At 72.6% G+C, this 23,866-nt stretch carries 20 protein-coding genes; 1 reads left to right on the forward strand and 19 read right to left on the reverse strand.

What is annotated here, in order from left to right:
- Positions 1–98: 98 nt before the first annotated feature.
- The 14 genes from VKG64_09735 to smc form a co-directional block, all read right to left on the reverse strand.
- A complete protein-coding gene (locus VKG64_09735; protein ID HKB25321.1) occupies positions 99–818 on the reverse strand; it encodes an ABC transporter ATP-binding protein in 720 nt (239 codons plus the stop codon).
- A complete protein-coding gene (locus VKG64_09740; GenBank protein ID HKB25322.1) occupies positions 811–2,043 on the reverse strand; it encodes an FtsX-like permease family protein in 1,233 nt (410 codons plus the stop codon). The genes VKG64_09735 and VKG64_09740 overlap by 8 nt, the downstream gene beginning before the upstream one ends.
- Positions 2,040–3,551 carry a lysine--tRNA ligase gene (gene lysS, locus VKG64_09745; protein ID HKB25323.1) on the reverse strand — a complete coding sequence of 504 codons (1,512 nt, stop codon included), beginning with the start codon at positions 3,549–3,551 and terminating at the stop codon, positions 2,040–2,042. The genes VKG64_09740 and lysS overlap by 4 nt, the downstream gene beginning before the upstream one ends.
- A protein-coding gene (gene prfB / locus VKG64_09750; GenBank protein ID HKB25324.1) for a peptide chain release factor 2 occupies positions 3,548–4,649 on the reverse strand; the annotation gives its coding sequence in 2 pieces (ribosomal slippage) (positions 3,548–4,594 and positions 4,596–4,649; 1,101 coding nt in all). The genes lysS and prfB overlap by 4 nt, the downstream gene beginning before the upstream one ends.
- A 2-nt stretch (positions 4,650–4,651) precedes the next feature.
- The gene (lnt, locus tag VKG64_09755; protein HKB25325.1) at positions 4,652–6,175 is read right to left on the reverse strand and encodes an apolipoprotein N-acyltransferase; all 1,524 of its coding nucleotides are present in this window, start codon (positions 6,173–6,175) and stop codon (positions 4,652–4,654) included.
- A complete protein-coding gene (locus tag VKG64_09760; GenBank protein ID HKB25326.1) occupies positions 6,172–6,897 on the reverse strand; it encodes a metallophosphoesterase family protein in 726 nt (241 codons plus the stop codon). The genes lnt and VKG64_09760 overlap by 4 nt, the downstream gene beginning before the upstream one ends.
- A gap of 10 nt (positions 6,898–6,907) precedes the next feature.
- Positions 6,908–7,324, reverse strand: a complete 417-nt coding sequence (gene nusB, locus VKG64_09765) for a transcription antitermination factor NusB (protein HKB25327.1) — start codon at positions 7,322–7,324, stop codon at positions 6,908–6,910.
- Positions 7,324–7,917: a 6,7-dimethyl-8-ribityllumazine synthase gene (gene ribH / locus VKG64_09770; protein ID HKB25328.1), complete on the reverse strand. Its 594-nt coding sequence runs from the start codon at positions 7,915–7,917 to the stop codon at positions 7,324–7,326. Before ribH ends, nusB begins: the two co-directional genes overlap by 1 nt.
- Position 7,918: 1 nt before the next feature.
- A complete protein-coding gene (locus VKG64_09775; protein ID HKB25329.1) occupies positions 7,919–9,130 on the reverse strand; it encodes a bifunctional 3,4-dihydroxy-2-butanone-4-phosphate synthase/GTP cyclohydrolase II in 1,212 nt (403 codons plus the stop codon).
- On the reverse strand, positions 9,127–9,729 hold the full coding sequence (locus VKG64_09780; GenBank protein HKB25330.1) for a riboflavin synthase: 603 nt from the start codon (positions 9,727–9,729) through the stop codon (positions 9,127–9,129). Before VKG64_09780 ends, VKG64_09775 begins: the two co-directional genes overlap by 4 nt.
- A gap of 1 nt (position 9,730) precedes the next feature.
- On the reverse strand, positions 9,731–10,849 hold the full coding sequence (gene ribD, locus VKG64_09785) for a bifunctional diaminohydroxyphosphoribosylaminopyrimidine deaminase/5-amino-6-(5-phosphoribosylamino)uracil reductase RibD (protein ID HKB25331.1): 1,119 nt from the start codon (positions 10,847–10,849) through the stop codon (positions 9,731–9,733).
- On the reverse strand, positions 10,846–11,772 hold the full coding sequence (gene ftsY / locus VKG64_09790; protein ID HKB25332.1) for a signal recognition particle-docking protein FtsY: 927 nt from the start codon (positions 11,770–11,772) through the stop codon (positions 10,846–10,848). Before ftsY ends, ribD begins: the two co-directional genes overlap by 4 nt.
- Positions 11,769–12,611 (reverse strand): helix-turn-helix domain-containing protein, encoded by an 843-nt coding sequence (locus tag VKG64_09795; protein ID HKB25333.1) that lies wholly within the window; start codon positions 12,609–12,611, stop codon positions 11,769–11,771. The genes ftsY and VKG64_09795 overlap by 4 nt, the downstream gene beginning before the upstream one ends.
- 49 nt (positions 12,612–12,660) lie before the next feature.
- Positions 12,661–16,209 (reverse strand): chromosome segregation protein SMC, encoded by a 3,549-nt coding sequence (gene smc / locus VKG64_09800; GenBank protein HKB25334.1) that lies wholly within the window; start codon positions 16,207–16,209, stop codon positions 12,661–12,663.
- 481 nt (positions 16,210–16,690) lie between these two features.
- Between smc and VKG64_09805 the strand changes: the two genes are divergently transcribed.
- Positions 16,691–16,978, forward strand: coding sequence for a hypothetical protein (locus VKG64_09805; protein ID HKB25335.1), 288 nt, complete (start codon positions 16,691–16,693; stop codon positions 16,976–16,978).
- A gap of 21 nt (positions 16,979–16,999) precedes the next feature.
- On the opposite strand, the gene secA is transcribed toward VKG64_09805, so the two are convergent.
- From secA to VKG64_09830, 5 genes are all read right to left on the reverse strand, one after another.
- Positions 17,000–19,786: a preprotein translocase subunit SecA gene (gene secA / locus VKG64_09810; protein ID HKB25336.1), complete on the reverse strand. Its 2,787-nt coding sequence runs from the start codon at positions 19,784–19,786 to the stop codon at positions 17,000–17,002.
- A gap of 40 nt (positions 19,787–19,826) precedes the next feature.
- Positions 19,827–21,506, reverse strand: coding sequence for a DNA repair protein RecN (gene recN / locus VKG64_09815; protein HKB25337.1), 1,680 nt, complete (start codon positions 21,504–21,506; stop codon positions 19,827–19,829).
- Between the two features lie 60 nt (positions 21,507–21,566).
- Positions 21,567–22,424 (reverse strand): NAD(+)/NADH kinase, encoded by an 858-nt coding sequence (locus tag VKG64_09820; protein HKB25338.1) that lies wholly within the window; start codon positions 22,422–22,424, stop codon positions 21,567–21,569.
- Positions 22,421–23,230 carry a TlyA family RNA methyltransferase gene (locus VKG64_09825; GenBank protein HKB25339.1) on the reverse strand — a complete coding sequence of 270 codons (810 nt, stop codon included), beginning with the start codon at positions 23,228–23,230 and terminating at the stop codon, positions 22,421–22,423. The genes VKG64_09820 and VKG64_09825 overlap by 4 nt, the downstream gene beginning before the upstream one ends.
- Positions 23,230–23,866: rhomboid family intramembrane serine protease (locus VKG64_09830; GenBank protein ID HKB25340.1), on the reverse strand; the 637-nt coding region annotated here is incomplete at its 5' end. The genes VKG64_09830 and VKG64_09825, both read right to left, overlap by 1 nt.

Here is a 23,866-nt window from a genome sequence, read left to right on the forward strand (position 1 = left end):
TTTCGACGACGGCTAGTTAGTAGGCTACGCGCTCAGTATAGCCCACGCTCCAGATGCCCGCTAGCCTTTTCTCGCGCGGGAGTAAATCCGCGAAACCCTTAGTCGATCTCTCGCGCCCGTCCCTCGATCAGCCGGTAGCCCCGCTCGGCCCGCCGGGCGAGGTCGGGATTGTGGGTCGCCACGAGGAACGCGATGCCCCGTTCCGCCTGCAGCCTCGCGAACAGGTCGTAGATGACCTCGCTCGCCTTCGGGTCGAGGTTCCCGGTCGGCTCGTCCGCCAGGATCAGCTTGGGCGCGTTGACCAGGGCCCGGGCGATCGCGACGCGCTGCTGCTCGCCGCCCGAGAGCTCGCCCGGCCGGTGGCGCAGGCGATCGCCGAGCCCGACCTCGGCCAGCGCCGCGCCCGCCAGCTCCCGCGCCTCCTCCGCGGGCTTTCGGAGGAGGAGCGCCGGGATCATCGCGTTCTCGAGCGCGCTCATCTCGCCGAGCAGGTTGTAGAACTGGAAGACGAAGCCGACCTGCTGCCGCCGGTAACGCACGAGGTCCGACTCGCCGCGCGCGAAGAGGTCCTCGCCCTCCCAGAGGACGCGGCCCGCGGTCGGCCGGTCGAGGGCGCCGAGCAGGTGGAGGAGCGTGGACTTGCCGACGCCGGAGGCGCCGACGAGGGCGACCATCTCGCCGGGCCGGATCGCGAGGCTTGCGCCGCGCAGGACGCGGACGACCTCGGGACCCGAGCGGTATTCCTTGTCGAGCTCCTCGCCCGCGAGGAGCGCCGGCGCGCCCGCCGAGCGGTCCCGCCCGGCGGGGGGGCTACTCATAGCGCAGCACGTCCACCGGCTCGAGGGCGCCCGCACGGCGCGCCGGGATGATCGTCGCGAGGAAGGACAGGAACAGCGTCGCGCCGATGACCATCAGCCCGTCGCCGAGGGTGAGCTTCATCGGCAGGTAGCTGATCTGGTAGACGTCGCTCGCCAGCCTGATGATCTTGTACGTGTTCTGCGCCCAGATGAGGCCGAGCCCGAGCACGCTGCCCGCGAGGGTGCCGGCGACGCCGATGGTCATCCCGACGGTGAAGAAGACCATGGTGATGCTCCGGCCCGAGGCGCCGATCGCCTTGAGCACGCCGATCTCCTTGCGCTTCTCGGCCACCAGCAGCACGAGATGGCCGATGATCGCGAACGCGGCGACGAGGACGATGATCGTCACGATGACGAAGAGCGCGAGCTTCTCGAGCTGGAGCGCGGCGAAGAGGCTGCGGTTCATGTCCATCCAGTCGCGCACCCAGTAGGGGGGGCCGAGCTCGGCGCCGACGGCGCGCCCCACGCGCCTGGCGTCGAACGGGTCGACGAGCTTGACCTCGATGCCGCTCGCCCCCTGGAGCCCGGCGAACTCGCGCGCCGCCGGGAGCGCCAGGTAGGCCAGCGAGGCGTCGAGCTCGTACATGCCGAGCTCGAAGGTCCCCGCGACGGTGTAGCGGCGCATCCGCGGGACCATGCCGACCGCGGTCAGGGCGCCCTCGGGCGAGATCGCGGTGACCTCGTCGCCCACGCTCACGCCGAGCATGCGCGCGAGCTCGCGCCCGAGCAGGATCGCCGCCTCACCGTCGGCGAGCGGGCGCACGCTCCCGCTGCGGAGCTGCCCCTGGAGGTCCTGGACGACCGTGGGCGCCTGGAGGTCGACGCCCCGGACCAGCCCGCCGTGCGCGCCGCCCCCCGGCAGCGTGAAGAGCGCCTGCTGGTGGACGAACGGCGTCGCCGAGCGCACGCCGCGGATCGCCGCGACGCGCGCCGCCACCGCCTCCGCCTCGCCGAGCCCTCCGCGGCCGGCGTGGTAGACGAGCAGGTGCGGGTTGGCGGAGATGATCCGGTCGCGGATGCCGTCCTGGAATCCGGTCATCGTGGCGAGCACGACGATGAGCGCCGCGACGCCGAGGAAGACGCCCCCGACCCCGATCCACACGAACAGCGACAGGTTCGTGCGCTGGCCCCGCGCGCGCAGGTAGCGGAGCCCCATGAACAGCTCGAAGGGGAGCCCGCGCTTCACGGCGCCTCGCGCCCCTCCGCGCCCGCCGGCCGCCCGCCCTCGGGCCGGAGGTGCGGGAAGAGGATCACCTCGCGGATCGAGGGCTGGTCGGCGAAGAGCATCACGAGCCGGTCGATCCCGATCCCCTCCCCGGCCGCCGGCGGCATGCCGTACTCGAGCGCGCGCACGTAGTCCTCGTCGAGCCAGTGCGCCTCGTCGTCGCCCCGCGCGAGGAGCTGGGCCTGCTCGCGGAAGCGCGCGAGCTGATCCACCGGATCGTTGAGCTCGCTGTAGGCGTTGGCCATCTCGCGCCGCCCGACGAAGAGCTCGAAGCGGTCCACGAGCGCTGGGTCCTCGCGTTTCCGCTTGGCAAGCGGCGAGAGCTCGATCGGAAAGTCCACGACGAAGGTCGGCTGGACCAGCGTGGGCTCGACGAGCCGCTCGAAGACCTCCTTCCAGAGCTTCCACGCGGGGGCGCCGGCCATCTCGATCCCCCGCGCCGCCACGGCCCGCGCGAGCGTCGCCGGGTCGGTCGCGGGCGTCACGCCGACGCCGAGCGCCTGCGCGAGCGCGTCGAAGAAGCGGAGCCGCCGCCACGGCGGCGTGAGTTCGATCGCGTGCTCCCCCCAGGTGAGCGCGAGGCTCCCGCGGACCGTCTGCGCCAGCTCGACGAAGAGCGCCTCGGTCAGGTCCATGAGGTCCGTGTAATCGGCGTACGCCTGGTAGAACTCGAGCATCGTGAACTCGGGGTTGTGCTGCGTCGAGACGCCCTCGTTCCGGAAGTTGCGGTTGATCTCGTAGACGCGCTCGAGCCCGCCGACGAGGAGCCGCTTCAGGTAGAGCTCCGGCGCGATCCGCAGGTACAGGTCCATGTCGAGCGCGTTGTGGTGGGTCTTGAACGGCCGCGCGATCGCCCCCCCGGGGATCGGCTGCATCATCGGCGTCTCGACCTCGAGGAAGCCGCGCGCGTCGAAGAACCTCCGGATCGCCGCGACGAGGCGCGTGCGGAGGACGAAGATCGCGCGCACGTCGGCGTTCACGACGAGGTCCACGTAACGCTGCCGGTAGCGCGTCTCCACGTCCTTGAGGCCGTGCCACTTCTCGGGGAGCGGCCGCAGCGCCTTCGCGAGGAAGCCGAACGACTTGACGCCCAGCGTGAGCTCGCCGGTGCGCGTGCGGAACATCTCGCCCGTGACGCCGACGAAGTCGCCGAGGTCGAGGTCGGTGAAGCGCGCGTAGTCGTCGCCGAGCCGGTCGGCGCGCGCGTAGAGCTGGATCCGCCCCGTGTAGTCCATGAGGTGGGCGAAGCACGACTTGCCGTGGTGACGGAGCGCGACCACGCGCCCCGCGAGGCTCACGGGCTCGACCGCCTTCAGCTCCTCCTCGCTCGCGGCGCGGAGCCGGTCGGCGAGCGGCCGCGCCCAGTGGGTCACCGGGAAGCGGCCCCCGAAGGGGTCGACGCCGAGCGCGCGCAGCGACTCGAGCTTCTCCCGACGATGGCGGACGAGGTCGTTCGTGTCTTCGGTCACGCCTGGCTTCCCCGGGACCAGAGCAGGTAGGCCTTGATGAGGGCGTCGAGGTCGCCGTCCATCACGGCCTCGACGTTGCCGATCTCGAGCCCCGTGCGGTGGTCCTTGATCAGCTGGTAGGGATGAAAGGTGTAGGAGCGGATCTGGCTGCCGAACGCGATCTCCTTCTTCTCCCCGGCCAGCTCCGCGAGCGCCTCGCGCTGCTTCTTCTGGGCGAGCTCGTAGAGCCGGGCCTTGAGGATCCGCATCGCGGTGTCCCGGTTCCGGAGCTGCGACCGCTCGTTCTGGCACTGGACGACGATCCCGGTCGGCAGGTGCGTGATGCGCACCGCGGAGTCCGCGGTGTTGACCCCCTGCCCGCCCGGGCCGGAGGCGCGGAAGACGTCCACGCGGATCTCGTCCTCACGCACGCTCACCTCGACGTCGTCCACCTCAGGCACCACGGCGACCGAGGCGAAGCTCGTCTGGCGCCGCCGGGATGCGTCGAAGGGCGAGATCCTGACGAGCCGGTGGACGCCGGTCTCGCCGCGGAGGTAGCCGTAGGCGTAGTCGCCCGTGACCTCGACCGTCGCCGACTTGATCCCGGCCTCGTCGCCGGGCAGGAGGTCCACGACCTCCGCCGTGAGGCCGTGACGCTCGCACCAGCGGAGGTACATCCGGAGCAGGATCTGCGCCCAGTCCTGGGACTCGGTGCCCCCCGCGCCGGGATGGATCGAGAGGACCGCCGCCTTCGCGTCGTGCGGACCCGAGAGCAGGATCTTCAGCTCGAACTCGTCGAGGTCGGCGCGCAGCTTCGCCGTGCCCTCGGCGATCTCGGTGTCGAGGCTCGAGTCGCCCGCCTCGGCGGCGAGCTCCAGCATCACGCCGAGCTCCTCGGCCCGCGTCGTGAGCTCACCGACGCGCGCCACGGTGCGGGCGAGCTCGGTGCGCTCCCGGATCAGCTCCTGGGCGCGCCGGTTGTCCTCCCAGAAGGCCGGCGACGCCATCTCGGTGTCGAGCGCGGCGAGCCGCTGCTCCTTGCCGGGAATGTCAAAGATGCCCCCTGAGCTCGCCGACGCGGGCGACGAGGTCGGCGACATCGCGCTTGAGCTCGCCCACGACTAGGCGCTCCGACGGCGCGCCGCGGCGCCGAGCGCACCCGCGGAGACGGCGAGCGACAGGTACGCGAGCCACTCGCCGAAGCGGGTGTAGAGCGTCAGCCGGGACCGCAGCGGGACGGGCTCCGACACCGCGCCGCGCCGGAAGAGCGTGAGCCGCCGGATGATCTGGCCGCTCGGCGCGATGACCGCCGACACGCCGGTGTTCGCCGCTCGGACGACGGCGGTGCGGTGCTCGACCGCACGGAACGGATACATGGCGAGGTGCTGCCACGGGCCGTCCGTTCGGCCGAACCACGCGTCGTTCGTCATGTTCACCATCAGCCGCGCTCCGCCCCTCACGAACTCGCGCATGAGCTCCGGGAAGATTCCTTCGTAACAGATTACGACACCGAGCGGCGCCGGCGGCCCAGGGAATACCACGGCGCGGGCGCCGGGCTCGAGGTCGGCGATGAACTCGGCCCAGCCTCGCACGAAGCCGATGACCGTGGACAACGGCACGTACTCTCCGAACGGGACGAGATGAATCTTATCATAGCGTCCGGCGATGCCTCGCTCCGTCAAGAAAAACGCAGTGTTGTAGAGCCTTGGCGGAGACGTTTCGTCAACGTCGATCGTCCCGACCAGAATGGGGGCTCGGAGCTCACGGGAGAGCGCCTGGAGGCCCGCGAGCATCCGCGGCTCCCGCCGGAGCACGGCGGGTAGCGAGGTCTCGGGCCAGACGATCAGGTCGGGGTGCTCGGTGCCCACGCGGCGGGTGAGCGAGGTCGCGATACCGAGCGTCGTCGCGGCGTAGCCCGGGTCCGCCTTCAGCGGCTGGGCGATCGACGGCTGGATCAGCGCGACCCGGACCTCGCCCGGCGGGCTCGGCTCGGCGAGCCGGCTCATCCCGAAGCCGAGGGCCGCGCTCACGAGCGCCGCGCCGACGCCCAGACCCACCAGTGCGCGGCGCCAGGCCAGCGCGAGGCACCCGGTGAGCGCCGCGTTCACCGAGAGCAGGACGAACGACACCGCGTGCACCCCGCCGAGCTCGGCGATCTGGATGACCGGCAGACGGAGATACTGCGAGTAGCCGAGCTCGCCCCACGGGAACCCGCCCATGAGGCGCCCGCGCACCCACTCGGCCGCCACCCAGAGGAAGGGCGAGGCCGCCAGCGCCAGCGTCGGCGAGCGCCGCCGGCCGATCCAGGAAACGGCCCAGGCGAAGATGCCCACGTACAGACCGCAGTACGCGGCGAGGAGGCCGATCGGTCCCCAGGTGAGCGGCCACGGAATCGCGCTGTAGACCTGGAAGGTGAAGTCGAGCCAGCGGAGGAGCACCAGGAAGAAGACCAGCCCGAAGAGCCATCCCCAGGCGAGCGCCACGCCCGGCGGGCGGGCCAGCGCCATCGCGATGACTGGCACCACGGCCACCCACGCCACCCCGTCCCAGTCGGTCCGCGGGAACGCGAGGGCGAGGCCGAGGGCGCTCCCCGCGAGCAGGGCGGCCAGCGCCAGCTGCTCGCGCAGCGCGCGGAACCGGTTCAGGCGCCCCTCGCGAGGCGGTCCGACAACAGACGGGGCAACCCCCCGGTGAGGATCTTCCGCTGCGCCCGCTCGACCTCGTACGGCACGCGCCGGATCTCGAGCCGGCCGCGCTCGACGTCCCACAGCGCGTAAGCGGCGCGCGGGTCGCGGTCGCGCGGCTGGCCGACGCTCCCGACGTTCACGAGGTAGCGGCGGCCGTGCTCGAGCCGGAGCTCGATCGCCCCTACCAGGTACTCGGGGCCCGAGGAGCCGAGGGACCAGACGCCCGGGACGTGGGTGTGACCGACGAAGCAGAGGCGTGTCGCGAAAGCGGGGAACGCGTCGAAGCCGTCTTCGGCCGAGAGCAGGTAGTCCCACTCCTCCGGATGACGCGGCGACGCGTGCGCGAGCGTCGCGTCGGCCACCTCGGCGGTGAGCGGCAGCGCGGCGAGGTAGCGTAGGTGGTCGTCGTCGAGCCGCTCTCGGGTCCACTCGGCCGCCGCCCGCGCGTAGGGATTGAACCACTCGAGGTCGAGGAGGCCCACGACCCCGTGCTCGTGGTTCCCGGCGATGGTCGCCGCGGCGCGCCCCGCGACACGCTCGACGCATGCGAGCGGGTCGGCGCCGTAGCCGACCACGTCCCCGAGACAGAGGAGCGCGTCGGCCCGGTCGGCGGCGTCGGCCAGCACCGCGTCGAGGGCCTCGAGGTTGCCGTGGATGTCCGAGAGGACGGCGTATCGCATGGCGCCCGGGTCAGGCCGTGGGACGGAGGTCGCGATGGATCCTGTCGAGGACGCCGTTGATGAAGCGGCCCGACTCCTTCGTCCCGAACTTCTTCGCGATCTCGATCGCCTCGTTGATCGCCACCTTCGGCGGCACCTCGGGGCTCCACAGGAGCTCGTAGACCGCGAGGCGCAGGATGTTCCGGTCCACGACGGCCATCCGGTCGAGGTCCCAGTGCTCCGTGCACTGCACGATCGTCTGGTCGATCTTCGCCTGGTTGACCTTGGTGCCGCGGACGAGCGCCTCCGCGAAGGCGCGCCCGCCCGCCGCGAGCGGGTGCCGTGCCCAGAAGTCGCGCTCGCGCGCCGCCGGGTCGTGCTCGGCGTGGAGGTCCAGCTCGTAGAGGAACTGGAGGGCGATCTCGCGGGCCTTCCGGCGCTTGCCCATTAGTTGTTGCGGGGGCCGCGAGCCCGCGGCGGCCGAGGGTGGCCCGAAAGAGGCGCACGGGGCTCCGCTCCCGCGGACTTCCCGCGGAGCACGGGGCTCCGACCCGCCCGATTCCGACGGACATCCTCGATCCACTTGGCCATTTCGAGCGCGGCCGCCGCGGCTTCCTCGCCGCGGTTGCCGACCTCGCCGCCGGCGCGGTCCCACGCCTGCTCCTCGCTCAGCGCCGTGATCACGCCGAACGTCGCCGGGACGCCGGTGGACAGGGCGACCTGGCGGATCCCCGCGGCCGCCTCGCGCGCGATGTGCTCGAAGTGCGGCGTCTGGCCGCGGATGACCACGCCCACGCAGACGATGCCCGCGTAACGCCGCGTCGCGGCCAGGAGCGACGCCGCCTGGGGCAGCTCGAAGGAGCCGGGCACCCAGTGGACCTCCACGCGCTCGGTGTCGAACCCGGCCTCGGCGAAGGCCGAGCGGGCGCCGTCCACGAGGCGCTTGGTGATGCGCTCGTTGAAGCGGGCCGCGACGATCGCGAACCGCTGCGAGCGCCGCGCCGCGCGGGGGCGGCGCGCCTCAGGCGCGCGGCCGGCCATCTCAGTCGGGGAGCGAGGACAGGAGATGGCCGAGCTTGTCGCGCTTCGTGCTCAAGTACTTCCGGTTGGCCTCGGTCGCCGGGGTCTCGATCGGCACGCGCTCGGCGATGTGCAGGCCGTAACCCTCGAGGCCGACGATCTTCTTCGGGTTGTTGGTGAGGAGCCGGAGGTTCTTCACACCGAGGTCGACGAGGATCTGGGCGCCGATGCCGTAATCGCGCAGGTCGGGCTTGAAGCCGAGCGCCTGGTTCGCCTCGACGGTGTCCTTGCCCTGATCCTGCAGCTCGTAGGCGCGGATCTTGTTCACGAGGCCGATCCCCCGGCCCTCCTGCCGCATGTAGACGAACACGCCCCGGCCCTCGGCCTGGATGATCGCCAGCGCCTTCTCGAGCTGCTGCCCGCAGTCGCAGCGCCGCGAGTGGAAGGCGTCGCCGAACAGGCACTCGGAGTGGACGCGGACCAGCACCGGCTCGTCGCCCGCCACCTGCCCCATCACGAGCGCCACCGGCACCCGCGCGTCCACCGTCGTGTCGTAGGCGATCGTGGTGAAGTCGCCGAAGTCTGTCGGCAGCTTGGTGGTCGCGATCCGCCGGACCAGCTTTTCCTTCACGATCCGGTACTCGATGAGCTCCTTGATCGTGATCATCTTGAAGCCGTGCGCTTCCGCGAGCTCCACGAGTTGCGGCACGCGCGCCATGCCCCCGTCCTCGTCGAGCACCTCGCAGATCACGCCCGCCGGCGAGCAGCCGGCCAGGCGGGCCAGGTCCACCGCCGCCTCGGTGTGACCCGCCCGCCGGAGCACCCCGCCCGGCATCGCCCGGAGCGGCAGGACGTGGCCCGGGCGCGTCAGATCCTCGGCGCTCATCTGCGGATCGACCAGCGTGCGGATCGTCACCGCCCGGTCGTACGCCGACGTGCCCGTCGTGACGCCGCGCCGCGCGTCCACGGTGACGGTGAAGGCCGTGCCCATGGGCGCGGTGTTGTCGGAGACCATCATCGAGATCTTCAGCTCGTCGAGCCGCTCGCCCGTCATCGGCACGCAGATGAGGCCACGGCCATACTTGGCCATGAAGTTCACCGCCTCGGGCGTCACCTTGTCCGCGGCCATCACGAGGTCGCCCTCGTTCTCGCGGTCCTCGTCGTCGACCACGAGCAGGATGCGCCCCTGCCGGATCTCCTCGATGCCCTCCTCGGCTTTCGAGAACTCGGTCATGTCGTCCCCCTGAGGGCGAGCGATCGCACCAGGTACTTGCCGATCACGTCGGCCTCGATGTTCACCGCCTGCCCGGACGCCAGCCGCCCGAGCGACGTCACGGCGAGCGTGTGCGGGATGAGCATCACCTCGAACCAGCAGTCGCCGAGGGCGGCGACCGTCAGGCTCACCCCGTCCACCGCCACCGACCCCTGCGGGATCAGCAGCGGCTCGAGCTCCCGGCCGGGCAGCGCGACGCGCACCCGTGTGGTCGATTCTACACGCCTTGCCTCCTCCACGGTTCCGACGCCGTCCACGTGGCCGAGGACGAGGTGGCCGCCCAGCGCGCCCCCGAAGCGGAGCGGGCGCTCGAGGTTGACCGGCTCGCCCGCGCGGAGGCGGCCCAGCGTCGTGCGCGCGAGGGTCTCGGGACCGAGCTCGAACACGAACCCGTCGGGCCGGCGCTCGACGATCGTGAGGCAGGCGCCGTTGACCGAGAGGCTCCCGCCGACGGCCGTGTCCTCGAGCGTCGTCTTCGCCTGCACCTCGAGCCGGGCGACCGGCCCGCCGCGGGCCGGCGCCGCCACCGTCCCCAGCTCCTCGACGATTCCCGTGAACATCCTAGGCGCCCCGCGTCTCGCGGACCACGTCGGCCTCGACCAGGAGGTCGTCGCCGAGCCGCGTGACGGCGAGCGCCCCGAGCCGCACGCCGCCCTTCAGCTCGCGTCCGGCGCCGCCGATCGCGGTCGGCGCGGTCCGCCCGCCGAGGAGGAGGGGCGCGACGAAGAAGGCCACGCGGTCCACGAGGCCGGCGTCGAGGAACCCGGCGTGGACCTCGCCGCCCCCCTCGACGAGCACGCCGCGCACGTCCCGCGCGTAGAGTTCGGCGAGGAGCGCGCCCGGATCCACACGGCCGTCCCGCGTCGGACACGGCACGACCGTCGCGCCGGTCGCGGCGAGGCGCTCGCGCGCTTCGGCGGGCGCGCCCCCGCCCACGGCGATGAGGACGCGGCGCGGGTCGCCGGCGCGGATCAGTCGAGCCCCGGGGGGCGTGCGGGCGCCGGTGTCGAGCACGACCCGGTAGGGCTCGCGGGGCCAGGGACGCGCCAGGCGCACCGTGAGCTCCGGGTCGTCGCGGAGGACGGTCGTGACGCCGACGACGATCGCGTCGGCCTCGCTGCGGAGCCGGTGGGCGTGGGCGCGCGCCGGCTCACCCGAGATCCAGCGCGAGGCCCCCGAGGCGTCGGCGATCTTCCCGTCGAGGGTCATCCCCGCCTTGAGCGTCACGTGCGGCCGGCGCTCGGTCACGGCGGTGAGGAACACGCGGTTCTGGCTCGTCGCCTCCGCCGCGAGCACCCCGTACACGACCTCGATCCCCGCGCCGCGGAGGATCTCGAAGCCCCGCCCCGCGACGAGCGGGTTCGGGTCGCCGATCGCCGCCACCACGCGCGCGATCGCGGCCTCGACGACCGCCGACGCGCACGGGGGCGTCCGCCCCCGGTGGGCGCACGGCTCGAGCGTGACGTAGAGTGTGGCGCCGCGCGCCCGTGGGCCCGCCGCGGCAAGCGCCTCGACCTCGGCATGTGGGCCTCCGGCGCGCAGGTGGACGCCCTCGCCGGCGATCTCTCCCGACGGGGTCACGACGACGGCGCCGACCATCGGGTTCGGCGACGTGAGCCCGCGGCCGCGCTCGGCGAGCTCGAGTGCGCGCCGCATGAAGCGCTCGTCGGGCGCGCTCACGACGGCGGCACCAGCTCGTCCACGAAGGCCTCGGCCTCGAAGGTCTGGAGGTCCTCGACGCGCTCGCCGACGCCGATCAGCTTGACCGGGATCCGGAGCTCGCGGACGATCCGGACGACGATCCCGCCCTTGGCGGTGCCGTCGAGCTTCGTCAGCGCCACGCCCGAGAGCCCGATCGCCTCGTGGAACACGCGGGCCTGGGCAAAGCCGTTCTGCCCCGTCGGCGCATCCAGCACCATCAGCGACTCGTGGGGCGCCCCCGGCAGCTGGCGCGCGATGACGCGCTTGAGCTTCGCGAGCTCCTCCATGAGATTCGACTTCGTGTGGAGGCGTCCCGCGGTGTCCACGATGAGCGCGTCGGCGCCGCGCGCCGCCGCCGCCTTCACCGCGTCGAAGACGACCGCCGCGGGGTCGGAGCCCGCGGCCTGGTGGATCACTTCGACACCGATGCGCTCGCCCCAGCGCTCGAGCTGCTCGATCGCGGCGGCGCGGAACGTGTCGGCCGCCGCCAGGAGGACGTGCCTCCCGGAGCCCTTGAGCGCGGCGGCGAGCTTCGCCGCCGTCGTCGTCTTGCCCGCGCCGTTCACGCCGAGCATGAGGACGACGGCCGGCCGGTGGTCGAGGCTCAGGGGCTGGGCCGCCGCGGCGAGCGTGTCGAGGAGAAAGCGGCGGAACAGCGGGCGCAGCTGGTCCGCGCGGGTGACCGTCCCGAACATGACCTCCTCGCGCGCGCGGTTCGTGAAGTCGGCCGCGAGGGCGGCGCCCAGGTCGGCCGCGATCAGGAGCTCCTCGAGCTCCGCGTAGAGCGTCTCGTCGATCGGCCGCTCGGGTGCCAGGACCGCGCCGAGGCCGCCCGCCAGGTACTCCTGGGAGCGCCGGAGCCCCTCGCGCAGGCGCGCGCCCAGACCGGAGAGGAAGGTCACGGGACGTCCGCGGGCAGGACCAGCCGCTCGATCACCGCGCCGCTCGGGCCGAGCCGGGGCACGGGCCGCCCGTTCAGCTCGAACGCGACGCCGCCGGCGTTGCCGATCGTGAGGATGAACGGCCGGTTGGACACCCACTCGCGGGTCTCGCCCGCGGGGATATTCTCCTCGCTCGTGCGGCCGTCCTGCGTGCGCACGCGGATCCACGTGAGCTCTGAGGTCCGCGCCACGAGCCGGTAGAGCGACGTGACGCCGGCGATCTGGGGCGGCGCCCCGGTCGAGGCCCCGGCGGGAGGCCCGGGCATGGCGGGCGCCGGGACCGGGCGGGGTGTCTCGGCGGCCGGCCGCGCTTCGACGTCGGGCGCGGGCCTGGGCTCCGGGGCGCGCGCGGCCGCGCGCTCCTCCCTTCGGGGCTCGCGCGCGGGCTGGAGCCAGAGCGTGACGGTGAACAGCGCGACGCCGAGCACGACGAGCAGCACGAACCCTGCGAGCACGGCGCTGCGGCTCCGGGTCTCGGCCGTCTCTCGGCGCCGGGCGGCTTCCGCGGTGGCGGCCGCCCCCGCCGGGCGCGCGTGGGGCTCTGGCGTCGTCTTGGTCTCGGGCGCGTCCACGGCGCGGCCGTCGTAGATGGCGAACGCTTCGTCCGGCGCGACGCCTAGCGTCTGGCAGTACGCGCGGATGAAGCCCCTCGTGAAGACCGGGGCCGGGAGGGCTTCGAAGTCGTCGGCCTCAAGCGCCTCCAGGTAGCTGGTCAAGACCCGGGTGGAGCGGGAGATCTCCTCGAGGGAAACCCCTCGCCGGGTGCGCAGCTCACGGAGATAGGAGCCGACGGACGGCATAGCCCTGACGCCGCCGAGTCTAGCTCATTTCCCCTGCGACTTCACCTACTTACTGAGCGTTCAGGTTGACCGACACGAGTTTGGAGAGCCCGGGCTCCTCCATGGTGACGCCGTACAGGACGTCGGCGGCTTCCATGGTCTTGCGGTTGTGGGTGATGACGAGGAACTGCGTCTGGCTCGTCAGCTCACGGAGCACTTTGAGGAAGCGGTGGATGTTGGCGTCGTCGAGCGGCGCATCCACCTCGTCCAGCACGCAGAAGGGGCTCGGTCTGAAGTAGAAGATGGCGAAGAGCAGGGCGAGCCCGGTGAGCGCACGCTCGCCACCGGACAGGAGCGTCACGGACTGCAGCCGCTTGCCGCGCGGCTGGGCCATCAGATCCACGCCCGTGTCGAGCGGGTCGCCGCCCTCTTCGGCCTCCACGAGCCGCAGCTCGGCACGCCCGCCCTCGAACAGCCGCTCGAAGATCCCCTGGAAGTGGCGGTTGATCTCCTCGAAGGCCTGGGCGAAGCGCTCCTGCGCGCTCCGGGTCATCCCGCGGAGCGCCTTCTCGAGGTCCTTGATCGACCCGACGAGGTCGTCGTGCTGGGTCCGGAGGAACGTGAGACGCTCGTCGAGCTCGCGGTACTCGTCGTCGGCGACGAGGTTCACCGGGCCGATGGCCGCGAGGCGCTCCTCGAGCTCCGCCACGCGCTCGCGCACGCCCGTGAGGTCACGCGCCGGATCGTGACCCGCACGGAGCCCGGCCTCGTCGACCCCGTAGGCACGCCACGCGTCCTGCCCGAGCTCCTCGCGGCGGATGCGGCACTCGGTCGCGGCCAGGTCGAGCTCGTGGACGCTCGAGATCAGCCGCCCGATCGCGCCCTCGACGCCGCGCGTCTCGCCTTCCAGCCCGCGCAGCTCGGCGGCGAGCTGCTCGTGCTGCTCGGCCGCGAGCCGCGTCTCGCCCTCCATCCGGTCGCGCTCGATCGCGACGTCGCGCGCGCCCGCGTCCGTGCGCTCGCGCTCCTCGGCGAGCCAGGCGCGCCGGTCGTGGAGCTGGCCCTGCCGCCGCCGGGCCTGCTCGAGCCGCTCGGCGAGGTCGCGCTCCATGTCGCCAAGGCGCTGGAGCTCGCGGCCGAGCGCGTCCACGCGCTCCGTCGCCCCGGCGAGCTCCACGCGGCACGCCGTGAGCTCGCCGCCGAGCGTCGCCTCCTGCACCTGCGCGGCGTCGATCGCCGCGCGGCTCCGCGCCATCGCGGCCTCGTGGGCCGCCTCGGCCTCGCGCGCGAGCTCGACGCGCTGGCCCAGCTGGCCGAGCGTCCGCGCGGTTTCCTCCGTCTCGAGCTCCACCTGCCGCGACTCCGCGCGGACCGTCTCGAGGTGGCGCTGGACGCGCTCGTGCTCGCGCGCCGCCTGCTCCAGGTCCTTCTCGCTCGCGAGACACTGCGCCCGACGGGTGTGGACCGCCTGGTCGAGCCGCGCGGCGTGCTCGCGGGCCGCCGTGACTTCTTCGGCGAGCGCCGCCACGGCCGTCTGCGCCTGAGCCTCGCCCGCCGCGAGCCGCCGCACCTCGTCGTCGAGCTCGCGGAGCCGGCGCTTGCGCGCAAGCAGCGAATGCTGGACTCCGGACGCCGGGGTCTCGCCGCCGCCGTGCAGGCGGCCCGTCGGCCCCAGGACCTCGCCCGAGGGAGTGACGTAGATCGCCACCACGCCGTTGCGGCGCCAGAGGGCCTCCGCGCGGTCCAGGTGCTCGACGATCGCGACGGGCCCGAGGAGGTGGTGCACCAAGCTCGCGCTGGGCGCGGCGACGCTCCCCGCCGCCCAGCGCACGCCCGACTCGTCGGCGGGCGTGCCCGCGGGCGACGGCAGGTGCTCGAGCGGGAGGAACGTGGCGGCGCCGAGCGAGCGCTCGCGCAGATAGTCGACCGCGGCGCGGGCGTCGGCGAAGCGCTCGACGACCACCCACTGGACCCGCTCGCCCAGGGCCGCCTCGATCGCGCGCTCCATCCCCGGCGGAACCTCCAGGAGGTCCGCGACCGTGCCGACCACCCCCGCGAGACCGCTGGCGCGCCCCTCGCCGAAGACGGCGCGCACGCCGGCGCCGTAGCCCTCGCGCTGGCGCTCGAGCTCGGCCAGCGCCTCGAGGCTCGACCGCCGGGCCGCGAGCGCGAGGCGCGTGTCCGCGAGCCCGCCCTCGGCCTCGGCGAGGCGCCGGGCCGCGCCCTCGAGGCGCGCGGCGAGCTGCCGGCGCTCGCCCTCGAGCGCGCCGAGCTCGGTCTGGGCCAGGTCGTGCGCCTCGACGAAGCGGGCGCGCTGCGCGTGCAACCGTCCGGCCTCCGCCTCGACCTCGGTCAACTCCTGGGCGAGGCGCTCGGCCCGACGCCCGAGCTGCGCCTCGCGCTCGCGGAGCTCGCCTGCCTGGCGCATGAGGTCGACGCGCTCGCCGGCGAGCCGCGCCTGCTCGAGTCGAAGCGCCTCGGCGCGGTCGCGCTCGGAGGCGAGGGCCGCGCGAAGCCGCTCGAGGCGCCCCGCGAGGTCGTCCGCCGCCCGGTCGCGCTCCTCCGCCTGGCGGGTCGCCTCCGCGAGCCCCGCGTGGCCGGCGTCGCGCTCGGCCAGCACCGTCTCGCGCCGCTCCGCCGTGACCCGGAGCTCCTCGGCAACCCGCACCGCCTCCTCCGCGAGCTCGCGGAGCTGCAGGCCCATCTGCTCGCGGCGCTCGAGGAGCCGCTCGAGCTCGCCCTGGACCTTCTGGACCGACTGCCGCAGGTCGGCGAGCCGGTGGTCGCTCGCCTGGAGGAGCTCGCGCTGGCGCGCCTCCCGCGCGGCGAGCCCCGCGCTCCGCGTCCGGAGAACCTGCTCCTCGTCGCGCAGCCGCCCGATCTCGCCCGCGAGCCGCTCGCCCTCGGCGACGCGCGCCATCCAGTCGGCCGCCGCGAGCGCCAGCGCCAGGTCGCGCTTCTCGGTCTGCAGCGCCTTGTACTGTTGCGCCTTCTTCGCCTGGCGCTCGAGCGAGCCGAGCTGCCGCTTCACCTCGTCCATCACGTCCCGGACGCGCACGAGGTTCTGGCGGGCGGCGTCGAGCTTGCCCTGCGTCTCGTTCCGCTGCTGCTTGTAGCGCGCGACGCCCGCCGCCTCCTCGATGAAGATGCGGCGCTCGTGGGGCTTGGCGGTGAGGACGTGGTTCAGCTTGTCCTGGTCCATCACCGAGTAGGCGCGGGGGTTCGCGCCCGTGCCGGCGAAGAGGTCGAGGATGTCCCGCAGGCGCGCGAGGTTCCGGTTGAGGAGATACTCGCTCTCGCCCGTCCGGTAGAGGCGGCGGGCGACCGCGACCTCGGTCCATGGCACGCTGAGCACGCCGTCGTTCCCGAACATGAGCTCGACCTCGGCGAGCCCGACGGGCTTGCGCGAGGCGGAGCCGTAGAAGATCACGTCCTCCATCCGCTGTCCGCGCAGCGACTTGGCGCTCTGCTCGCCGAGGGCCCAGCGCACCGCCTCGGAGATGTTGCTCTTCCCGCAGCCGTTCGGCCCGACGACGCCCGTGATCCCGGGCAGCACTTTCACCACGGTCTTCTCGCCGAACGACTTGAACCCGTGCAGGGTGATCGATTCGAGGCGCATAAAGTTTATGTAGCACGTACGAGGCCTTACGCCCAAAAGAATTGTACCAGCGCTGGGGGGCCCGGCCGGGGCCGGACCCCAGATGTCGAGGCTCGGCCGCGGGGCGTGACCCCAGGTCCCGAGTGCTCCGGATCGCCCTGGTGGCGCGATGATCGTGGCGCGGACGCGGGGCGCCGGCGGGGCGAAGGGTGAGGCGCGGACCGGGATGCGTTTCCGGGGGACGGGTGAAGCGTGCGGCACGAGCGCGGGATCGTGATTCTCCTGTGCGCTCGCGCGGCCCTTCTGGCACGACCTGATGGCGACCTACTAGCGCGGCGAATACCCGTGGCACGGCGTGACGACGTCGTTCACGGCTCTCGACATCTGATGTTCCGGCTCCTCCGCGTTGTTCCTCGCGCTGGCGGCCTCGAGAGCGTGGCGCGCCCGAGCTCACGCAGCAGGTGCTCTCCTCGGCCTCGGCTTCGCCAGCTTCGTCGCGGCCGTGGGCGTCCTCCTCGCGCTGTCGGTGGTGTTTCGGTTCAGCGATCTCGAGTCGATGCGCCCCTCACCCGGCTACCCGTTCTTCTCCAACGGTCGGTTGATCGGGGGTACGCTCGTGCCCTTCGCGACGCTCTATCTCGCGGGGCTCGGCGCCGTGACGCGACGGCCCCTCGTCGTGGTCATCGCTCTCGCGCCGGCGCTCACCGTCGCCGAATTCGTGCTCTCCGTCGACGTGTTCCGCAGCCGCTACAACTGGTTCCACCTCGTCGCCGCGGCGACGGCTCTCTGAGGCGGGTCCCGCCGCCGACCACTACTGCTTCAGGTAGCAGCACTTCTTGTACTTCTTGCCCGACCCGCACGGGCACGGATCGTTGCGCCCGACCTTCTCGCCCGCCGCGGTCCGCACCGGAGCCTGCGGGCGGGCCGCCCCCACGGGGGCGCGGCCGGGCTCCTGCGGCATCTCGCCGCGGGACTCCCGCGCGTCGGCCCACGCCGTCAGCGCGGGAAGCTCCATCGGCGCGTCGCGGACGACCTGGACCTTGAAGAGGCGCTCGACGACGGCGGCTTTCACGCGCTCGACCATGTCCTGGAAGAGCTCGAACGCCTCCTTCTTGTACTCGGTCAGCGGATCGCGCTGGCCGTAGCCGCGGAGGCCGATCCCCTCCTTCAGGTGGTCGATGGAGAGCAGGTGGTCCTTCCATTGCTGGTCGATGACGATCATCATCTCGTGGCGCTCGAGCGCCCGCAGCAGGTCCGGCCCGAGCTCGCGCTCGCGGGCCGCGTAACGTTCGCGCACCGCTTCCGCGACCAGCTCGTCGAGCCCGTCGCGGGAGGTGACCTCCGCGTAGCGCGCGGGCGGGATGCGGACGTCGAACTGGCGGTAGAGTGCCTCGCCGAGCGCCGCGAGGTCCCAGTCCTCGGAGTGGGCATCCCGCGCCGCGTAAGCGTCGAGCGCGCCGACCGCGACGTCCTCGATCCAGTCCGCGACGGTGTCCGCCTGGCTTTCGCCGTCGAGGATCTGCCGCCGCATCCCGTAGATGATCTCGCGCTGTTTGTTCATCACGTCGTCGTACTCGAGGAGGTGCTTGCGGATCTCGTAGTGGTGCGTCTCGACGCGCTTCTGCGCCGTCGCGATCGCGCGCGTCACGAGCCGGTGCTCGATCGGCTCACCCTCCTGCATGCCGAGCCGCTCCATGATCGTCTGGATCCGCTGCGAGCCGAAGATCCTGAGCAGGTCGTCCTCGAGCGAGAGGTAGAACCGGGACGAGCCCGGATCGCCCTGCCGGCCCGAGCGGCCGCGGAGCTGGTTGTCCACGCGCCGCGCCTCGTGGCGCTCGGTGCCGACGATGTGCAGGCCGCCGACGGCCACCACGCGCCCATGCTCGGGCTCCGTGATGCGCGACGCCTCCTCGAACGCCGTCCGCCGGTCCGCCTCCGACGCGGTCACCGGCTCGAGCCCTCTCTTCCGGAGGATCTCCTTCGCGAGGAAGTCGGGATTGCCGCCGAGCAGGATGTCGGTGCCGCGCCCGGCCATGTTCGTGGCGATCGTCACCGCGCCCTCGCGGCCCGCCTGGGCGACGATCTCGGCCTCGCGCTCGTGGTACTTCGCGTTCAGCACCTCGTGACGGACGCCGCGCTTCTTCAGGAGCTTCGAGAGCTGCTCGGACTTCTCGATCGAGACGGTGCCGACGAGGATCGGCTGACCCTTCGCGCTCCGCTCGATGATGTCTTCGGTCACCGCGTTGAACTTCTCGCGCTCGGTCTTGTAGACGACGTCCGGGTGGTTGAGCCGGATGAGCGTGCGGTTCGTCGGGATCACGGTGACGTCGAGCTTGTAGATCTTCCCGAACTCCTCGGCCTCCGTCTCGGCCGTGCCGGTCATGCCCGCGAGCTTCTCGTACATGCGGAAGTAGTTCTGGAAGGTGATCGTCGCGAGCGTCTGGTTTTCGCGCTCGATCCGCACGCCCTCCTTCGCCTCGACCGCCTGGTGGAGGCCGTCCGACCACCGCCGGCCCGGCATCAGGCGCCCCGTGAACTCGTCGACGATGAGCACCTGCCCGTCCTTCACCATGTAATCCACGTCGCGCCGGAACAGCGCGTGGGCGCGGAGCGCCTGCTGGATGTGGTGGAGGAGGTTGATGTGCTTCGGGTCGTAGAGGTTGTCGACGTTGAGGAGCCGCTCGCAGGTCGCGATCCCCTCCTCGGTCAGCGCCACGGCGCGCGCCTTCTCGTCCACGATGAAGTCGCCCGCCTTCTGCTCCTCGATCTCGGACAGCTTGCCCTCGACGATCGTGGCCGCGCGCTTGAGCTTCGGGATCACACGGTCGATCTTGAAGTAGAGGTCCGTCGACTCGTCGGCGGGCCCCGAGATGATCAGCGGCGTCCGCGCCTCGTCGATCAGGATCGAGTCCACCTCGTCCACGATCGCGTAGTGGAGCTCGCGCTGGACGAGCTCGTCGAGCGTGAAGCGCATGTTGTCGCGGAGGTAGTCGAAGCCGAACTCGTTGTTCGTGCCGTACGTGATGTCGGCGCGGTACGCCTCCTGGCGCGTGCAGGGCCGGAGCGTGGTCAGCCGGGCGTCCGAGCTCACGTAGGCCGGGTCGTACAAAAAGGAGGCCTCGTGCTGGATCACGCCGACGGAGAGGCCGAGCGCGTGGAAGATGGGCCCCATCCACTGCGCGTCGCGCTTGGCGAGGTAGTCGTTGACGGTGACGATGTGGACGCCGCGCCCGGTGAGCCCGTTGAGGTACGCGGGCAGCGTCGCGACGAGCGTCTTGCCCTCGCCCGTCGCCATCTCGGCGATCTTCCCGGCGTGGAGCACCATGCCGCCGATGAGCTGGACGTCGAAGTGGCGCATCCGGACGGTCCGTCGCGCGGCCTCGCGGCAGACGGCGAACGCCTCGGGCAGGAGCTCGTCGAGCGGCTCGCCGTCGGTGAGGCGCTTGCGGAATTCGTCGGACCTCGCGCGCAGCCCGGCGGCGTCGAGCGCCTGCGCCGCCGGCTCGAGCGCGTTGATCGCCTGGACCGCGGGCTGCATGCGCTTGACGTCGCGCTCGTGCTTGGTGCCGAAGATCGCCCGGAGGACGGCCTCGATCATCTCGATTGATTATGGCACACGCGCGTGGCCCGGAGCGATTTCAGCGCCCGCCGCTCGCGGCGCCGAGCAGCTCACGCGCGTGGCCGCGCGCGGTGTCCGTGACTCGCGCGCCGCCCAGCATCCGCGCGACCTCCTCGACGCGCGCCTCGCCCGCGAGGAGCTCGGCGCTCACGCGGGTGCGGCCCGCCCGCACGCTCTTGGCGACGCGCAGGTGGTGATGCGCGCGCGCCGCGATCGGCGCCAGGTGGGTCACGCAGAGGACCTGTCGCCCCTCCGCGGCGCCGGCGAGCTTCTGCGCCACCACGGCGGCGACCCGCCCGCCGATGCCCGCGTCCACCTCGTCGAAGACCATCGTGGGCACGCGGTCGGCCTTGGCCAGCACCGTCTTGAGCGCGAGCATCGCGCGCGAGAGCTCGCCGCCGGACGCCACGCGCGCGAGCGGGCGGAGCTCCTCGCCCGGGTTCGTCGAGAGCCGGAACTCCGCGCGGTCGAGGCCGCGCGGCGAGACATCGTCCAGGGCACCGCGCTCGAGGGCGATCCGGAACACCGCGCGCTCCATCCCGAGGGCGCGCAGCTCGCGCTCGACCTGGGGCGCCAGGCGCTCGCCCGCGGCGCTGCGACGCTCGGAGAGCTCGTCGGCGGCCTCGGCGAGCTCGGCGTGCAGCTCGGCCAGGAGCCGCTCCTGCTCCGCCAGGATCTCCTCGTGACGCCCGAGGCGGTCGAGCTCGGCCGCCGCCCGGTCGCGGAATGCAAGCATCGCCTGCTCCGTGTCGCCGTACTTGCGCTTGAGCCGCGTCAGCGCGTCCAGGCGCTCGTCGACCGCCTCGAGCCGCCCGGGCTCCACGCTCACGGCGTCGCGGAGCGCCCTGATCCGTGCGAGCGCCTCGTCGAGCTGGATGGCGGCCGCGTCGAGCGTCTCCACGGGCCCGGTGAAGGCGGGGTCGAGGCGCCCGAGGTCGGTGAGGAGCCGCGCGGCCCGATGGATGCGCGCCGCCGCCGAGCCCTCGTCGTCCGCCAAAAGCGCGGCGGCCTCGACGATCCCGGCGAGCAGGCGCTCCGCGTGCTGGGCGCGGCGCCGCTCCCCGCGCAGCTCCTCCTCCTCGCCGGGCCGGAGGCGGGCGCCATCGAGCTCGGAGACCTGGAAGCGCAGCTGGTCCTCGCGCTGCGCCCGGTCCCGCTCCGCCGCGCGCGTGCGCTCGACCGCCTCGCGGGCCGCCCGGTACTTCGCGACGAGGGAGGCGACGCGCTCGCGGAGGTCCTCGGCGTCGGCGAACCGATCGAGCAGCTCGAGCTGGCGCGCGGGCTCGAGGAGCCGCTGGTGCTCGTGCTGGCCGTGGACCTCGACGAGGTGGTCGCCGAGCCGCTCGAGCAGCGCCACGGTCACCGGCGAGTCGTTGACGAAGGCCCGGTGGCGGCCCCCGCGCGCGAGCTCGCGGCGCACGACGAGCTGGCCGTCCTCGAGGGCCAGCCCCGCCTCGTCCAGGACGTCCGCCACCGGGCCGCGGGGCTCGGCGTCGAAGACCGCCTCCACGGTGGCGGTCTCGGCGTCGGTGCGGATCACGTCGGTCTGGGCGCGGGCGCCCCGCACGAGGAGGATCGCGTCGATCAGCATGGACTTGCCGGCCCCGGTCTCGCCGCTCAGGACGTTCAGGCCGGGGCCGAACGGCGCCGTGACGGACTCGATCACGGCGAAGTTCCGGATGCGCAGCTCGCGCAGCATCGGAATGGATGCTAGGTCAGTCGGCCGGACCGCTCAAGCGGTATCCGGGGCGATACGCCGCTACCGCTCCCCCCACTTCAGCTTCGTCCGGAGCACGGAGAAGAACCCCTTCTGCGGGAAGCGGAGGAGCCGGATGCGCGCGCCGCCCTTCACGACTTCCACCGTGTCGTGCACCTTGAGGTGCACCCCGAGCTGGCCGTCCACCGTGGCCATCACCTCCTGGTCGGCCAGCAGGGTGACCTCGACGCGGAGGCCGCCCGGGACGACGATCGGCCGGTTCGTCAGCGTGTGCGAGCAGATCGGCGTCAGCACCAGCGCGTCCATCGTCGGGAAGAGGATCGGGCCGCCGGCCGACAGGCTGTACGCGGTCGAGCCCGTCGGGGTCGAGATGATGAGTCCGTCGGCGCGGTACGCGGTCGCGTGCTGGCCCTCGACCGAGACGGCGAGGTCGATGATCCGGCTCACCGCGGACTTGGTGATGACGACGTCGTTCAGCGCCGCGTACTCGCACAGCCGCTGGCCGCCGCGCAGGACGCGGACGGTGAGCATCATGCGCTCGTCCACCGCCATCCGCCCGGCGAGGACCGCCTCGAGCGCGGGGAGCATCTCGTCGAGGGTCGTCGCGGTGAGGAACCCGAGCCCGCCCAGATTCACCCCGAGCAGCGGCACGCCGAGGTCGCCCACCGCGCGCGCCATCGAGAGCAGCGTGCCGTCCCCGCCGAGCACCACGAGCAGGTCCACCTGCGCCGGGAGCTCGGCCTTGCCGACCGAGGGTACCGTGGCGGCCGGGACGAGCGCCGCCGTCTCCTTCTCGAGCACGGCGGCGAGCCCGCGCGCCGCGAGCCACGCGAGCAGCTCCGTCACGACGCCGCGGGCCTCCGTGGCGCCCGGCTTCGCGACGATGCCGACGCGCTTCACGCAAGCGCCTCGACGCTCTTGTCGATCATGGACTCGAGGTCGCTGGCGGTGCGGCCGTGCGAGGAGCAGTGCAGGAAAAACTCTCGGTTGCCCTTCGGACCCCGCAGCGGCGACGCGGTCACGCCGAGGACGTGCCAGCCCCGGAGCACCGCGTAGCGGGCTAGGCGCTGGACCGAGGCCCGGTGCAGCGCGGGGTCGCGCACCACCCCGCCCTTGCCGACGTGCGCGCGGCCCACCTCGAACTGCGGCTTCACGAGGGCCACCACCTCCCCGCGCGGCGCGAGGACGCCGAACACCGCGGGCAGGATCTTCTCGAGCGAGATGAACGAGACGTCGATCGTCGCGAGCGTCGGCTGCTCGCCGAAGATCCGGGGGTCGAGCGCCCGCGCGTTGGACTGCTCCATGACGACGACGCGCGGATCCTTGCGGAGCTTGGCGTCGAGCTGGGCGGTGCCGACGTCCACGGCGAAGACGCGCGCGGCCCCGCGCTGGAGGAGGCAGTCGGTGAAGCCGCCCGTCGAGGCGCCCACGTCGATGCAGACGCGTCCGGCGACCTTCACTCGGAAGCCGTCGAGCGCGTGGGCCAGCTTCTCGCCGCCGCGGCTCACGTACGGCGAGCGCCCCTGGAGCTCCACGTCCGCGCCGGACGGAACGAGCGCGCCGGCCTTGTCCACGCGCTTGCCGTCCACGAGGACCTCGCCGGCCAGGATGTGGCGGGCCGCCTGCTCGCGGCTCACGACGAGCCCGCGGTCGACGAGCAGACGGTCGATGCGCACGCGCGCCGGCGGCTTCGTCATGTCCTTCATTATAGGCGAGCGCTCCGCCGCGGCCGCAGCAGAAACAGCAGCACGATTCCCGCGAGAAACCCCCCGATGTGGGCGAACCACGCCGTTCCTCCCGTCTCGGCAACCCCGCTCGCCACGGCGCCGACGGTGACCAACCCGTTGATGAACTGGACCACGATCCAGAAGCCGAGCACGATCACCGCGGGGACGTACACGAGGCGCACGAAGAAGCCGAAGATCAGCAGCACGAGCACGCGAGCGTAGGGAAAGAGGACGAGGTAGGCACCGAGGACCCCCGAGATGGCGCCGCTGGCACCGATCATCGGGATGGACGACCTGGGCCCGACGAGGGTCTGGGCACCCGCCGCGGCGACTCCCGACAGCAGATAGAAGAGAAGGAAGCGCCCGTGACCGAGCGAGTCCTCGACGTTGTCGCCGAAGATCCACAGATAGAGCATGTTGCCGGCGATGTGGAGGAGCCCGCCGTGCAGGAACATCGCGCTGAAGATCGTGACGACCGCCGGCGGGAAGTCGTCCGGGGAGACGCAGCTCGCGGTGATCCGGCACGGGATCGCGCCGAACTCGGTGACGAATGCCTCCGCCGCGCGCGACGCGACGGGCTCCGGGCCCATGGCGAGCGACGCCTGGTAGGCGAAG

This window comes from Candidatus Methylomirabilota bacterium (assembly GCA_035260325.1).
In the GTDB taxonomy this organism is placed as follows: Bacteria; Methylomirabilota; Methylomirabilia; order Rokubacteriales; family CSP1-6; genus AR19.

What these genes read in the sequence shown, in the direction of transcription:
- VKG64_09735 (HKB25321.1), bottom strand. Translation starts at nt 818, where the DNA reads ATGAGTAGCCCCCCCGCCGGGCGGGACCGCTCGGCGGGCGCGCCGGCG.
- VKG64_09760 (HKB25326.1), bottom strand. Translation starts at nt 6,897, where the DNA reads ATGCGATACGCCGTCCTCTCGGACATCCACGGCAACCTCGAGGCCCTC.
- nusB (HKB25327.1), bottom strand. Translation starts at nt 7,324, where the DNA reads ATGGGCAAGCGCCGGAAGGCCCGCGAGATCGCCCTCCAGTTCCTCTAC.
- ribH (HKB25328.1), bottom strand. Translation starts at nt 7,917, where the DNA reads ATGGCCGGCCGCGCGCCTGAGGCGCGCCGCCCCCGCGCGGCGCGGCGC.
- VKG64_09775 (HKB25329.1), bottom strand. Translation starts at nt 9,130, where the DNA reads ATGACCGAGTTCTCGAAAGCCGAGGAGGGCATCGAGGAGATCCGGCAG.
- VKG64_09780 (HKB25330.1), bottom strand. Translation starts at nt 9,729, where the DNA reads ATGTTCACGGGAATCGTCGAGGAGCTGGGGACGGTGGCGGCGCCGGCC.
- VKG64_09795 (HKB25333.1), bottom strand. Translation starts at nt 12,611, where the DNA reads ATGCCGTCCGTCGGCTCCTATCTCCGTGAGCTGCGCACCCGGCGAGGG.
- smc (HKB25334.1), bottom strand. Translation starts at nt 16,209, where the DNA reads ATGCGCCTCGAATCGATCACCCTGCACGGGTTCAAGTCGTTCGGCGAG.
- secA (HKB25336.1), bottom strand. Translation starts at nt 19,786, where the DNA reads ATGATCGAGGCCGTCCTCCGGGCGATCTTCGGCACCAAGCACGAGCGC.
- recN (HKB25337.1), bottom strand. Translation starts at nt 21,506, where the DNA reads ATGCTGCGCGAGCTGCGCATCCGGAACTTCGCCGTGATCGAGTCCGTC.
- VKG64_09825 (HKB25339.1), bottom strand. Translation starts at nt 23,230, where the DNA reads ATGAAGGACATGACGAAGCCGCCGGCGCGCGTGCGCATCGACCGTCTG.